At 67.3% G+C, this 13,432-nt stretch carries 11 protein-coding genes; 5 read left to right on the forward strand and 6 right to left on the reverse strand.

Translation table 11 applies throughout. The features are described 5' to 3' along the window. Positions 1-28 precede the first annotated feature (28 nt). Complete coding sequence (gene hemB / locus ACE3Q6_RS00310; RefSeq protein ID WP_374426400.1) at positions 29-1,027, reverse strand: porphobilinogen synthase; 999 nt, start codon at positions 1,025-1,027, stop codon at positions 29-31. A gap of 119 nt (positions 1,028-1,146) precedes the next feature. Between hemB and ACE3Q6_RS00315 the strand changes: the two genes are divergently transcribed. Together ACE3Q6_RS00315 and mfd are read left to right on the forward strand one after the other, a co-directional pair. Beyond that, the gene (locus tag ACE3Q6_RS00315; RefSeq protein WP_374426403.1) at positions 1,147-1,671 is read left to right on the forward strand and encodes a component of SufBCD complex; all 525 of its coding nucleotides are present in this window, start codon (positions 1,147-1,149) and stop codon (positions 1,669-1,671) included. Between the two features lie 19 nt (positions 1,672-1,690). Next, positions 1,691-5,137 (forward strand): transcription-repair coupling factor, encoded by a 3,447-nt coding sequence (gene mfd, locus ACE3Q6_RS00320; RefSeq protein WP_374426406.1) that lies wholly within the window; start codon positions 1,691-1,693, stop codon positions 5,135-5,137. On the opposite strand, the gene ACE3Q6_RS00325 is transcribed toward mfd, so the two are convergent. From ACE3Q6_RS00325 to ACE3Q6_RS00335, 3 genes are read right to left on the reverse strand one after another with little or no spacing between them, the layout of a single operon-like run. Then, the gene (locus ACE3Q6_RS00325) at positions 5,134-6,291 is read right to left on the reverse strand and encodes a multidrug effflux MFS transporter (RefSeq protein WP_374427595.1); all 1,158 of its coding nucleotides are present in this window, start codon (positions 6,289-6,291) and stop codon (positions 5,134-5,136) included. The genes mfd and ACE3Q6_RS00325 overlap by 4 nt on opposite strands. A gap of 44 nt (positions 6,292-6,335) precedes the next feature. Beyond that, entirely contained in the window at positions 6,336-6,983 is a 648-nt protein-coding gene (locus ACE3Q6_RS00330; protein WP_374426410.1) for a DsbA family oxidoreductase, read from the reverse strand. Then, positions 6,980-8,476 carry a class I adenylate-forming enzyme family protein gene (locus ACE3Q6_RS00335; RefSeq protein ID WP_374426413.1) on the reverse strand — a complete coding sequence of 499 codons (1,497 nt, stop codon included), beginning with the start codon at positions 8,474-8,476 and terminating at the stop codon, positions 6,980-6,982. The genes ACE3Q6_RS00330 and ACE3Q6_RS00335 overlap by 4 nt, the downstream gene beginning before the upstream one ends. Positions 8,477-8,540: 64 nt before the next feature. On the opposite strand from ACE3Q6_RS00335, the gene ACE3Q6_RS00340 reads away from it, so the two are divergent. The 3 genes from ACE3Q6_RS00340 (at position 8,541) to ACE3Q6_RS00350 (ending at position 11,415) form a co-directional block, all read left to right on the forward strand. Continuing rightward, the gene (locus ACE3Q6_RS00340) at positions 8,541-9,164 is read left to right on the forward strand and encodes a helix-turn-helix domain-containing protein (protein WP_374426416.1); all 624 of its coding nucleotides are present in this window, start codon (positions 8,541-8,543) and stop codon (positions 9,162-9,164) included. Between the two features lie 65 nt (positions 9,165-9,229). Next, positions 9,230-9,970: a metallophosphoesterase gene (locus ACE3Q6_RS00345; RefSeq protein ID WP_374426419.1), complete on the forward strand. Its 741-nt coding sequence runs from the start codon at positions 9,230-9,232 to the stop codon at positions 9,968-9,970. Then, the gene (locus ACE3Q6_RS00350) at positions 9,967-11,415 is read left to right on the forward strand and encodes a serine/threonine protein kinase (RefSeq protein WP_374426422.1); all 1,449 of its coding nucleotides are present in this window, start codon (positions 9,967-9,969) and stop codon (positions 11,413-11,415) included. Before ACE3Q6_RS00345 ends, ACE3Q6_RS00350 begins: the two co-directional genes overlap by 4 nt. A 15-nt stretch (positions 11,416-11,430) precedes the next feature. Here the strand turns inward: ACE3Q6_RS00350 and ACE3Q6_RS00355 are convergent, their stop codons facing one another. Next, positions 11,431-11,544, reverse strand: a complete 114-nt coding sequence (locus tag ACE3Q6_RS00355; protein ID WP_374426425.1) for an entericidin EcnA/B family protein — start codon at positions 11,542-11,544, stop codon at positions 11,431-11,433. A gap of 14 nt (positions 11,545-11,558) precedes the next feature. Next, positions 11,559-13,379 (reverse strand): extracellular solute-binding protein, encoded by a 1,821-nt coding sequence (locus tag ACE3Q6_RS00360; protein ID WP_374426428.1) that lies wholly within the window; start codon positions 13,377-13,379, stop codon positions 11,559-11,561. Between the last annotated feature and the right edge of the window lie 53 nt (positions 13,380-13,432).

The following is a 13,432-nucleotide window of genomic DNA, read 5'->3' on the forward strand; positions in this document are numbered from 1 at the left end:
AATTTGAGCCTTGGCGGAACCCGTCCGCCTAGCCCCGCAGCAGTTTCGCCACGGCGGGTGCGAAATAGGTCAGGATCCCGTCGCAGCCAGCACGCTTGAACCCGAGCAGGCTTTCGACCATCGCCTTCTCGCCGTCGATCCAGCCGTTCTGCGCCGCAGCCTGGATCATCGCGTATTCGCCCGAGACCTGGTAGGCGAAGGTCGGCGCGCCGAAGGCGTCTTTCACGCGGCGGCAGATGTCGAGATAGGGCATCCCGGGCTTCACCATCACCATGTCCGCGCCCTCGGCCAGGTCGCGGGCGACCAGACGGATCGCCTCGTCGCTGTTGCCGGGGTTCATCTGGTAGGTCTTCTTGTCGCCCTTGAGCGCCCCCGAGGCGCCCACGGCGTCGCGGAACGGGCCATAGAAGGCCGAGGCGTATTTGGCGGCATAGGACAGGATCGAGACGTCCTTGTGGCCCGCGGCTTCGAGGGCTGCCCGCATCGCGCCAATCCGGCCATCCATCATGTCCGAAGGCCCCAGGATGTCGGCCCCGGCCTCGGCCTGCGCGAGCGCCATCCTGACCAGCGCCTCGACGGTTTCATCGTTCAGGATCACACCGTCCACCACCAGCCCGTCATGGCCGTAGGCGTTGTAGGGATCCAGCGCCACGTCCGTCATGACCGCAATGTCGGGCACCTGCGCCTTGATCGCGCGGATCGCGCGGTTGGTCAGGTTCTCGGGGTTCCAGGCCTCTTCGCAAAGCGCCGTTTTCAGCGCCGGATCGGTATAGGGAAAGAGGCAGATCGCCGGGATGCCGAGATCGGCCGCTTCGGCCGCGGCCTCGACCACGAGGTCGAGCGAGCGCCGCTCCACCCCCGGCATCGAGGCGACGGGCTGGCGCTGGTTCTCGCCGTCGCAAAGGAAGACCGGCCAGATCAGGTCGCCCGTTGTCAGCGTGTTCTCCTGCACGAGCGCGCGCAGGGCGGGCGTCCGGCGCAGTCGGCGGAACCGGGTTGTCGGATAGGGCGCTTGGGTGGGCTGCATGGCTGGCTCCTTCCTCCCGGTCAAGGGACTTGCGGCTTGCCGTTCTGCCTGCCATGGAAAGAGTGCCGCCTCAAGATATGTATAGGGGGCATTGCGATACCTGAGGGGGACCGGACAAGTTGGATGTCCTGGATACTGCGCTGGAAGTCATCGACCTCAGGTCGTTTTCCAATCTCTGGTACTGGATAGCGCTGGCGACGCTCTGGTCGTCCGTCAGCCACTGGGTGCTGGGCGTGCCGCATGACATGATCCAGCGTGCGCGCCGCGAGGGCGGCCAAGCGCAGGCGGATGTCGAGGACCTGGTCCGGATCAACATCAACCGGCTTTTGCACATCGTGGACAGCGGGGCCCTGCTGATGGTGGCGCTGACGGCCTTCTGGCTGACGGCGCTTCTGGTCCTGGCCTTCTGGTACGACATCGAGTTCGCCCAGGCCGTGGTGCTGCTTTTCGCGCCGATGCTGCTGGTCGTCTGGGCCTCGGTCCGGGCAAGCCGGCGGATCGTGGCCGAGGCCGCGACGGGCGAGGCACTTTTCCGCAGGTTGACCATTCACCGTCGGGTGGTGCAGGTCATCGGTATGCTGGCCATTACCGTGACGGCGCTTTACGGCATGTGGCAGAACATCAACGTCTCGATCCTGAACTGACCGGACGGTCCAGAGCTTCATGACAGCCGAACGTATCCTGATGGGCGGCGCGCCCGAGGGCTTTGACGCCCGGATCGTGGTCCGCGAATTGTCGCGCGGCCAGCCGGTGGTGCATGTCGCGCGCGACGACAAGCGGGCCGAGGCGATGCGGGCTGCGCTGGCCGTGATGGCGCCCGAGGCGGCGGTGCTGGACTTCCCGGCCTGGGACTGCCTGCCCTTCGACCGGGTGAGCCCGAACCCCGAGATCTCGGCCCGGCGGATGGCGACGCTGGCGGTCCTGGCGGACGGGTTGCCGGGGCCGTTCGTGCTGCTGACGACGTTGAACGCGGCCACGCAGAAGGTGCCGACGCGAGAGGTCGTGCGGGCGGCCTCGTTCCGCGCCACCGTGGGCGACCGGGTCGACGAGGCGCGGCTGAAGGGGTTCCTCGCGCGGATGGGGTTCACGCCGGTCTCCACGGTGGCCGAGCCCGGGGACTATGCGCTGCGGGGCGGGATCGTGGACATCTTCCCGCCGGGGCGCGGGGGGCCGATCCGGCTCGACTTCTTCGGCGACGTGCTGGATGGCGCTCGGCGGTTCGATCCCGAGACGCAGCGGACGACCGAGAAGCTGAAGAAGGTCGAGTTTTCAGCCGTTTCCGAGGTGATCCTCGACGACGCGGCCATCGCGCGGTTCCGGCAGAACTACCGGATCTCCTTTGGCGCGGCGGGGACGGATGATCCGCTTTACGAGGCAGTGAGCGCGGGGCGGAAGCACCAGGGGATGGAACACTGGCTCCCGTTCTTCCATGAGCGGCTGGAGACGATCTTCGACTACCTGCCCGGCGCTTCGGTACTGCTGGACGACCAGGTGACGGCTGCGCGCCGTTCGCGGTGGGAGGGGATCGCGGACAGCTACGACTCGCGGCACGAGGCGATGGGCGCGAAGGGGCGGATCGACACGGTCTACAAGCCGGTCCCGGCCGAGGAGCTGTACCTGACCGATGACGCCTGGGAGGCGGCCCTGGCGGCCGCGCGGGTGGTCCAGCTATCGCCTTTGCCGCAGTCTCCGGGACCGGGCGTTCTGGACGCGGGCGCGCGGACGGGACGGAACTTCGCGCCGGAGCGGCAGCAGGAGAAGGTCAACCTTTTCGGGGCCTTGGCGGACCATGTTCAAGCGCTGGCAAAGACCGGGCAGGTGGTCATCGCCAGCTGGTCCGAGGGCGCGCGGGAGCGGTTGAAGGGGCTTCTGGCCGACAACGGCGTCACGGGGGCCAAGGAGATCGCGGATTTCCGCGAGGTGCCGGAGGGGAAGGGCGGCCTCTTCCTCGTCGTCTGGCCGCTGGAGGCGGGGTTCGTGGCTCCCGGCCTTGCGGTGATCTCCGAGCAGGACGTGCTGGGCGAACGGCTCGTCGGCAAACCGCGCCGGAAGCGGAAGGCCGACAACTTCCTGCGCGAGGTCGATACGCTGTCACCCGGCGACCTGGTGGTGCATGTCGAGCATGGGGTCGGGCGCTATCTGGGGATCGAGACGATCACCGCCCTGGGCGCGCCCCATGCCTGCGTCATGCTGGAATATGCCGACAACGCAAAGCTTTACCTGCCGGTGGAGAATATCGAACTCCTCTCCCGCTACGGGCATGAGGAGGGTCTGCTGGACCGCCTCGGCGGCGGGGCCTGGCAGGCGAAGAAGGCCAAGCTCAAGGAGCGGATCAAGGAGATCGCCGACCGGCTGATGCGGGTCGCGGCGGAACGGGCCTTGCGCCACGCGCCGATTCTGGAGGCGCCGCATTCCATCTGGGAGGCCTTCGCGGCGCGGTTTCCGTATCAGGAGACCGACGACCAGCTGGCGGCGATTGCCGATGTGGTGGCGGACCTGGAGAAGGGCTCGCCCATGGACCGGCTGGTCGTGGGCGACGTGGGCTTCGGCAAGACCGAGGTCGCGATGCGCGCGGCTTTCGTGGCGGCGCTTTCGGGAATGCAGGTGGCGGTGATCTGCCCGACGACGCTGCTCGCCCGGCAGCACTACCGCAGCTTCGCGGAACGGTTCCGGGGCTTCCCGATCTCGGTCCGGCCCCTGTCGCGGTTTGTTTCCACGAAGGATGCCAATGCGACGCGGGCAGCGATGGCGGATGGGTCGGTGGACATCGTGGTGGGGACCCATGCTTTGCTGGCAAAGGGCGTGACGTTCAAGAAGCTGGGGCTTCTGATCATCGACGAAGAGCAGCATTTCGGCGTGGCGCACAAGGAACGGCTGAAGGAGATGCGCTCGGAGGTCCACGTCCTGACCCTGACCGCGACGCCGATCCCGCGGACCTTGCAGCTGTCGCTGACCGGCGTGCGGGACCTGTCGATCATCGCGACGCCGCCGGTGGACCGCCTGGCGATCCGCACTTATGTTTCCGAATTCGACACGATCACCATCCGCGAAGCGATCCTGCGGGAACGCTATCGCGGGGGGCAGACCTTCTATGTCGTGCCGCGCATCGCCGACCTGCCGGAGATCGAGGACTTCCTGAAGACCCATGTGCCCGAGGCTTCCTATGTCATCGCGCATGGGCAGCTGGCGGCCGGAGAGCTCGACGACCGGATGAACCAGTTCTACGACGGCAAGTACGACGTGCTGCTGGCGACGACGATTGTTGAAAGTGGGCTGGATATTCCCACGGCGAACACGATGATTGTTCACCGGGCGGATATGTTCGGCCTGTCGCAGCTCTATCAGATCCGGGGACGGGTCGGGCGGTCGAAGACGCGGGCCTATTGCTACCTGACGACGAAGCCGCGCGCGCCGCTGACGCCGCAGGCGACGAAGCGGTTGCGGTTGTTGGGGAGCCTCGATTCACTTGGCGCGGGGTTCAACCTGGCGAGCCACGACCTCGACCTGAGGGGCGCGGGGAACCTTTTGGGTGAGGAACAGTCGGGGCACATCCGCGAGGTGGGCTACGAGCTTTACCAGCACATGCTGGAAGAGACGATCGCCAAGATCAAATCGGGCGAGTTGCAGGGGCTGGCGAACATCGACGACGACTGGTCGCCGCAGCTGAACCTGGGCGTTCCGGTCATGATTCCCGAGACTTACATCCCCGACCTCGACATCCGGCTGGGGCTGTACCGACGGCTGTCGAGCCTGACGACCAAGGTGGAGCTGGAGGGCTTTGCGGCGGAGCTGATCGACCGCTTCGGGCCGCTGCCCAAGGAAGTGAACACGCTGATGCTGATCGTTCGCATCAAGGCGATGTGCAAGCGGGCGGGGATTTCGAAGCTCGACGCGGGGCCGAAGGGGGCGACGATCCAGTTCCACAACGACAAGTTCGCCAACCCGGCCGGCCTGGTGGATTTCCTGAAAGCTCAGGGGCCTGCGGCGCGGGTCAATGGCAACAAGATCGTGCTGACGGGCGAGATGAAGACCGAGGCCGACCGGATAAAGGGCGCGTTCAACATCGCCCGCGACCTGGCCGAGGTGGTGAAGGCCGGGAAGAAGGGCTAGCCGCGCGGCTCGCCCAGGGTCTTCAGCGACAGGATCAGATTGAGGCTGATCAGGACGGTGACGCCGAGGATGAGCGGCGTCGAGGTGCCGTTGAAGGCGAGGCCGATGGGGATCGCGAGGATCACCGAGCCGACGGTGGCGAGCGAGGAGATGACGCTGGCGGCGAGGCCGGCGATGTGGCCCACAGGCTCCATTGCGAGGGCGTTGAGGTTGCCCATCGTCAGGCCCATCATCGAGAAAAGCCCAATGCACCAAAGCATTTGCATGGCGAAGCTGAGGTTGCCGTGCAGAAGGCCGGTGCCGAGGGTGGCGAGCGCCAGGAGCGACAGGATCAGCACGCCCGCATAGGTGCGCTGGACGACGCGGCGCATGCCGAGGGTCATCACGATGCGCGAGTTGAGGAGACTGCCGCCCATCGAGGCCACGGCGATGACGGCGAACCAGAGGGGGAAGGTCTCGGCCCGGTCGAACTGAAGCTCGAAGATTCCTTGCAGGCTGGAGAGGGTGGCGAAGAGGCAGCCGAGCGTCAGGGTCTGGAGGAGGGTGGAGACCAGGACGATGCGGTGGGTGAAAAGCTCTTTGGTGCCGGTCCAGAGCGTGGCGAGGTGAAGCGGGCGACGGTTTTCCGGGGGCAGGGTCTCGGGCTGGCGGAGGCCGAGCCAGAGCATGGAGAGGCCGGCGAAGAGGATGTAGGCGAGGAAGATGGCATGCCAGCCGCCAAGCGCGATGATGCCCTGGCCCATCAGGGGGGCGAGGGCGGGGACGATGGTGAAGATCATCATCACGAAGGACATGATCTTGGCCATCTCGCGGCCCGAGAAGAGGTCGCGGACCATCGCGATGGCCACAGTGCGCGGGGCGGCGGCGGCGAGGCCCTGCAGGAGGCGGGCGGCGAGGAGGACTTCGAGGGACGGCGCGAAGTAGCAGGCGAGCGCGGCAAGGGCGTAAAGGCCGGAGCCCACCAGGATCACGCGCTTGCGGCCGAAGGCGTCGGAGAGGGGGCCGGTGAAGAGGGTGCCTATGCCCATGCCAAGGACGAAGCTGGTCACGACGAGTTGCGCGGCGTTGGGCGCCTCGGGCGAGAGGGTCGCGGCGATTTCCGGCAACGCGGGCAGCATCGCGTCGATGGAGATCGCGATGGTGGCGAACAGCATGGCCACAAGCGCCACGAATTCGGTCTGGGAGGGGCGGGTTTGGGTCACTCGGTGCGGCCCATCAGTTCCTCGATGACCTTGCCCCAGGTCTCGGGCGGTTGCGCGCCGCTGACCACGTACTGCTGGGCGATCAGGAAGGTCGGGACGGCGTTGACGCCTTTGTGGCGGGCGTCCTGGTCGCGGGCCTGGATGTCGTCGGCATCGGCGTCGGATTGGAGGAGGCGCATGGTCGCCTCGCGGTCCATGCCGTTTTCACCGGCGATGTCGGCGAGGGTGGCGAGGTCGCCGATGTCGCGGCCCTCGGTCCAGTAGGCGCGCATCAGGGCGTTGACGACGGCTTGCTGGACGCCCTCGATCCCGGCCCAGTGGATCAGGCGGTGAGCGTTCAGCGTGTTGGGCATCCGCTGGGGCTTGTCGGGGTCCATGTCGACACCTGCGGCCTTGGCGACCTCGCGGAGGCGTTCGTGGATGGCGTCGACGCGGGCCTTGCCGCCGAACTTCTGATCCAGGTAGGCGCGTTTGCTGACGCCCTCGGGCGGCATTTCGGGGTTCAGCTGGAACGGGTGCCACTGGATCACGAACGGGTGGTCGGGATGGTCGGCCAGAGCGCGGTCGAGGTTGGCCTTGCCGACATAGCACCAGGGGCAGACCGGGTCGGAGAAGATGTCGAGGCGAATGGGGGCGGTGGTCATTCGGGTCTCCTGTACCGGGCTTTCAGGGCCTTGCGGATGATCTTGCCGGTGCCGGTGCGGGGCAGGGCGTCGAGGCGCTGGTAGTGCCTTGGCTGCTTCCAGCGGGCAAGGGTCTTTTCGGCGCATTGGCGCAGAAGGTCTTCGTCGATGGCGCACGATGCTTCGTAGAAGAGGGCGAGGATCGTGGTGCCGGGGGTGGGTTCGACTTGCGTAGCGGCGCAGGCGGTGAGGGTCGGGAGGTCGTGGAAGGCGGCTTCGATCTCGGCCGGGGAGACGCGGAAGCCGCCGGCGTTGAGGAGGTCATCCTTGCGGCCGAGGTGGGTGATGGATCCGTCCTCGGCCATGACGGCGGCGTCGCCGGTGCGGAACCATGGGCCTTGCGGGGGCGGGTGGCCGAGGTAGTGGCGCATGAGGCCGGGGTCTTGCGTTGAAACGGAGAGTTCTCCGGGTTCGCCGCGTGGGGTGGGCTGGCCGTGGTCGTCGAGGATCGCGATGTGGCGGCCGGGTTGGGGGTAGCCGCTGGTGCCCTCGGGGGCGGGGCGGGTGGGGGAGCCGGAGAGGTAGGTGGAGACCTCGGACATGCCGAGCGCCTCGTGGAGGTCGGTTCCCGTGCGGTCGCGCCAGAGTTGGCGGAGGGCGTGGGGGAGACCTTCCCCGGCGGAGAGGCCGTGGCGGAGGTGGGGGAGCGATGGAAGCTCGGAGCGGAGGAGCTGGCGGTAGACGCCGGGGGCGGCGGCGAGGATCGTGGCTGCGCTTCGTGCCATGAGGGCGGGGAGGGCAGTAGCGGGCGTCCCGGCGGCGGGGATCAGGGCGGTGGCGCCGAGGGTCCAGGGGTCGAGGAGGCCGGTGCCTAGAGTATAGGTCCAGTTCAAGGCTCCGGCGTGGAGGAGGCGGTCGGTGTCGGTCAGGCCCTCCCAATGCTGGTGCATCTGGCTGCGCGCAAGGATGGCGCGGTGGGCGTGGCTGACGGCCATCGGGGTACCGGAGGTGCCGGAGGTGAAGATGATGTAGGCCTCGCGCCCTGGGTCGCCTTGGTGGAGGGCGGCGGGCGGAAGCTGGGACCAGGCGGCGAGGTCGGGGGTTAGGATCGGGGCGGGGTGGTCGGGGAGGGAGATGCCCGTTTCGGCGGCGATGAGTTTCGGGGCAACGAGGGCGGCGAGTTTGGTGATCTCTGGCCCGGTCAGGGCCGAAGAGGTGGGGATTGGGACGAGGCCGGCCCAGATCGCGCCGAGGTAGAGGATCGGGAAGGCGAGGGTGTTGCCGAGGCGGAGGAGGATGCGGTCTCCGGGCGTGAGGCCCTGGGAGAGCAGGGCGGTGGCGGTGCTTTGCGTCAGGTGGAGAAGTTGGGCGTAGGTGAGGGTTTCGTCGCGGTCGGGGTGAAGGATCGTCAGGGCGGGTTTATGAAGGCTCGCGGCGCTGGCGAGGACGTGGCCGGCGAGGTTGAAGGCCTGAGGGACCTTGGGAAAGGGGCGGGTGTCGATTTCGGACAGCATGGGGAAGGGGTAGGGGGCCGTTGCGGCAGTTGCAAGCTTTGGGCGGCTGGACTATCCGGGGCTTATGGCTCTGACCGATCCGAAAAGCATGATCCGCGTGGCGCGTGAGGCCGGGGGCGAGGCTCACGTCGAGCCGTTGAACCTGGGCGAACGGGTGCGGGAGCTGCGCCGGTCGCTGGGCTGGACGCTGGAAGAGGCGGCGAACCGGGCGGGCCTCGCGCGGTCGACGCTGTCGAAGATCGAGAACGGGCAGATGAGCCCGACCTATGAGGCGCTGAAGAAGCTGGCTGGCGGGCTGGCGATCACGGTGCCGCAGCTTTTCACGCCGCCGTCGAAGCAGCAGGTCATGGGGCGGATGGCGGTGACGAAGGCGGGCGAGGGGCAAAGCCAGGCCACGGTCACCTATGAGCATGAATTGCTGGCCAGCGGGTTGACGAAGAAGCAGATGCTCCCCTACCGCGCGGTGATCCGGGCGCGGGATCTGGATGAGTTCGACGGCTGGGTGCGGCATGACGGGGAGGAGTTCCTGTACGTGCTGACCGGCGTGATCCGGCTTTACACCGAGTTTTACGAGCCGGTGGAGCTGCGCCGGGGCGACAGCGCCTATTACGACGCGGCGATGGGGCACAATGTGATCAGCCTGTCCGAGGAGGACGCGACGCTCCTCTGGGTCACGTCCCTGGTTTGATCTGGCTCATGGCGGCGCGCGCGGCGGCGGGATAGGCTTCCCGAAACAGGGCCGGGAGGGGCTGGATGAGGTTTGCGGTCCTGACGGACATCCATGCCAATCGCGAGGCGTTCGAGGCGGTGCTGGCCGATGTGGCGGGGCATGGCGTCGACCGGATCGCTCTGCTGGGCGATATCGTGGGCTATGGGGCGGACCCGGGATGGTGCTGCGACAAGGCCGAGGCGCTGGTGGCCGAGAGGGCGCTGTGTGTCCGGGGGAACCATGACAACGCGGCCGCGGGCGCGGTGGAGGCGATGTCTCCCCTGGCGAAGCGCGCGCTGGACTGGACGGCCGGGCGGTTGAGCGCGGGCCAGAAGGCGTTCCTGGCGGGCCTGCCGATGGTGGAGGAGGCGGAGGGGGTGCTTTTCGTCCATGCCTCGGCCAGCCAGCCGGAGGCCTGGAGCTATGTCACGAGCGACACCCGCGCGGCGCCGTCCTTCAGGGCCTGCACGGCGAAGTTGATCCTTTGCGGTCATGTCCATGTGCCTATGCTGGCCAGCTGCGACATCGGCGGGGTGGTGCGGGAGCAGGCCTTCAAGCCGGGGTTGCCGATCCCCCTCTTGCCCTCGCGGCGCTGGCTGGGGGTGGTGGGCTCGGTCGGTCAGCCTCGGGATGGGGTGGCGCAGGCGGCCTGGGCGCTGGTGGATACGGGACGGCAGGAGCTGACGTTCCGCCGCACGCCCTATGACGCGGCGGGGGCGGCGGGGAAGGTGCGCGCGGCGGGGTTGCCGGAGGAGTTGGCGGTGCGGCTGTTGGTGGGACGATGATGCAGGTCAGGCCGAAGGAAGGGTTGCAGATCGACGGCTTCACGCTGGGCGAGAAGCTGCACACCGGTGGGTTCGCCACGATCTGGGCGGTGACGCATCCGGACCATGACCTGCCCATGGTGATGAAGGTGCCGACGATCCTCGACGGCTATGACGGGCCGACCATCGTGGGCTTCGAGGTCGAGCAGATGATCATGCCGCGCCTTTCCGGCCCGCATGTGCCGAAGGTGATCGCGACAGGGGGCTTCGACGTGATGCCCTATATCGTGACCGAGTGCATCGACGGCGGGTCCTTCCTGCCGGTGTTCCAGAAGGCCCCCTTGCCGCTCTCCGACGTGATCGAGATCGCCGCGCGGATGGTGGCGGCGGTGGCGGATCTGCACCGGCAGCACGTGATCCACCTGGACCTGAAACCGGAGAACTTCCTGCAGCGGAAGACCGGAGAGATGGTGCTGGTGGACTACGGCCTGTCGCGTCACGACCAACTCCCGGACCTGCTGGCCGAGGAATTCACCATCCCGATGGGGACCTATCCCTATATCGCGCCGGAACAGTACCTGCGCTGCCGGGATGACCCGCGGTCCGACCTCTTTGCGCTCGGGGCCATGCTTTACGCGCTGGCGACGGGGCGGAACCCCTGGGGGACGCCAGAGACCTTGCGGGGGGTCCGAAAGCGGCTCTGGCGCGACCCGGAGCCTCCGCGCGCGATAAGGCCGGAGGTGCCGGAATGGCTGCAGGAGATCATCCTGCGGGCGCTGTCGGTGGACCCGATGCGGCGCTACCAGACGGCGGCGCAGATGGCCTTCGACCTGTCCCATCCCCAGCAGGTGACGCTGACCGCGCGGGCGCACAAGCTGAAGCGGGATGGCTGGCTGCAGGTCTTCGACCGCTGGCGGGTGATGCGGAAGATCAGGCGGTTCACGGTGCCCACGTCCGTCGCGGCGCAGCTGGCCTCGGTCCCGATCATCGTCGTCGCGGTGGACCTGTCGCCCGAAGGCGAACGGCTGGCCGAGGTGCTGCTGCGCGCGGTGAAGCGGATGCTGATCCTGGAGCCGGATGCTCGGATCGCCTGCGTCAACGTGATCAAGACGGCGCGGATCGGGATCGACCAGGGCACGGACGACCAGGGCAACAACCTGCACGTCCTGCGGCTGGTGCAGTTGAAGGCCTGGGCCGAGGGGATCGCGCTGCCGGACCACCGGCTGACCTATACGGTACTGGAAGGCCCGGACCCCGGCCAGGCGATCATCGACTATGCCACGGCGAACCAGGTCGACCACATCATGATGGGCGCGCGGGGGCATTCGACGACGCGGCGCTACCTTGGCTCGGTCAGCGCGCAGGTGGTGGCCGAGGCGCATTGCTCGGTCACGGTGATCCGCTTGCCGGAGGGGAGGGCGGCCGAGGTCCAGCCCCGCAACGACACGGATGCGGCCCCCGTGTAAGGGGGGCCGTGCCGGTCAGAACGCGTCCTGCACCGTCCGCGCGCCGGCCGAGACGTCCTCGCCGATGCCCGCGATGGTGTTGCAGCCCGCAAGTGCGGCCAGAATGGCCAGGAGTGCCAGTTTCTTCATTGTCTTCTGCCCTGTCACTTCGCCTCGTACCACCAGGTGTCCGGCAGGAAGCCCGACCAGTCACCGTAAAGCGGTATCTTCTCGGGATACTTCAGGTTCGAGGAATATGCCAAGCGGGAAAGGTCGGAGTACCAGATCGGGATCACATAGCGTCCCGAGGTCAGCACGCGGTCCAGCGCCTTGGTCGCGGCGGTGAAGTCTTCCGCGTTCGGCGCCTTCAGCATAGCCGCGATCATCGCCTCGACCGCCGGGGAGTTCACGCCCATCCAGTTCCGCGTGCCGGGTTCGGTCACCCCCGCCGCGCCCCAGTAGAGCAGCTGTTCGTTGCCGGGCGAGAGCGAGAGTGACCGGATGTAATGGGTCATCTCGAAGTCGTAGTTGGTCGTCCGGTCCTTGTACTGGGCGTCGTCGACCTTGGTGAGCCGCGCCTGGATGCCAAGCGCCTTCAGCGCCTCGATATAGACTTCGGCGGCAGAGGCCATTTCGTCCTGGCCGGTGACGAGGAGGATTTCGAAGGCGAAGGGTTCGCCCTTGGCATTCTTCAGGACGCCGTCATCGCCCACGGTCCAGCCCGCTTCTTCCAGAAGCTTCGCGGCGGCGCGGATGTTCTTCCGGTTGGTCTGGTCGCCTTCGGAAACCGGAAGCGCGTAGCCCTCGATCGCGCCGGGGGGCAGTTCGGCGGCGAAGGGTTGAAGGAGTTCCAGCTCGCGGCCTTCGGCAGGCTTACCCGGGTCCATCGCCAGGAAGGAGTTGCCGAAGTAGGACGGGATGCGGGGCAGGACGCCCGCGTTGAGCGTCTGGTTGATGAATTCGAAGTTGAAGGCGAGGATCAGCGCCTCGCGCACGCGCCAGTCGGCGAAGAGGGGCTTCCTCGTGTTCATCACGAAGCCCTCGATCCCCGAGGGGCGGCCATGCGGGATTTCGGCCTTGATCACGTCGCCTGCGGCCACGGCGGGGAAGTCGTAGGAGGATTGCCACTTGGCCACGTTCGCCTCGCGGTAGGCATCGACCTGGCCGGCCTTGAACGCTTCGAAGATCGCCTGTGGGTTGGCGTAGTAGTCGTAGCGGATTTCGTCAAAGTTCCACTGGCCATGGTTGAAGGGCAGGTCCTTGCCCCACCAGTCGGGGTTGCGCTTGTAGGTGACCTGCACGCCGAGTTCCGAGCTGTCGAGCACATAGGGACCCGAGCCGATGGGAACCTCCATCGTCGCCTCGGCGAAGTCCTTGCCCTCCCACTGCGCCTTCTTCAGGATCGGGCGCAGGCCCAGGATCAGCGGCAGCTCGCGGTCTTCGACGTTGAAGGTGAACTTCACCGACCGCTCGCCCGTCTTCTCCATCGTGGCGATCTTCTTCCAGGCCGCGGCGTAGCGCGGGTTGCCCTGGGTGCCCAGGACCTCCATCGACCACATCACGTCTTCGACGGTGACGGGCGAGCCGTCGGAGAATCGGGCCTCGGGGCGGAGGGTGAATTCGACGTAGGTGCGGGCGTCGTCGGTGTCTATCGATTCGGCCAGAAGCCCGTAAAGCGAGAAGGGTTCGTCATAATTCCGGCCCATCAGCGTCTCGACCGTGAGGGTGGAGATGCCGATGGCGGCGCGGCCCTTGGTGACGAAGGGGTTGAAGCTGTCGTAGCTGCCTGCCTCGCCCCAGCGGTAGGTGCCGCCCTTGGGCGCGTCGGGGTTCACCTGGGGGAGCGACACAAAATCCGGGGGGAGGGCCGGGTCGCCATACATAGCTATGCCGTGCATGGGTTCCGCCTGCGCGGCTGCGGCAAAAAGTGCCAGTGCCGCCGTCAGCCCGAACCTGCGCCACGCGGCGGTCGTTTCCCGTCTCATCCCCCGATGCTCCCATATCCAGCGGTTGTGTGCGGCGAGACTAGGACGGAGAT

The organism is Tabrizicola sp. (assembly GCF_041913445.1).
In the GTDB taxonomy this organism is placed as follows: domain Bacteria; phylum Pseudomonadota; class Alphaproteobacteria; order Rhodobacterales; family Rhodobacteraceae; genus Tabrizicola.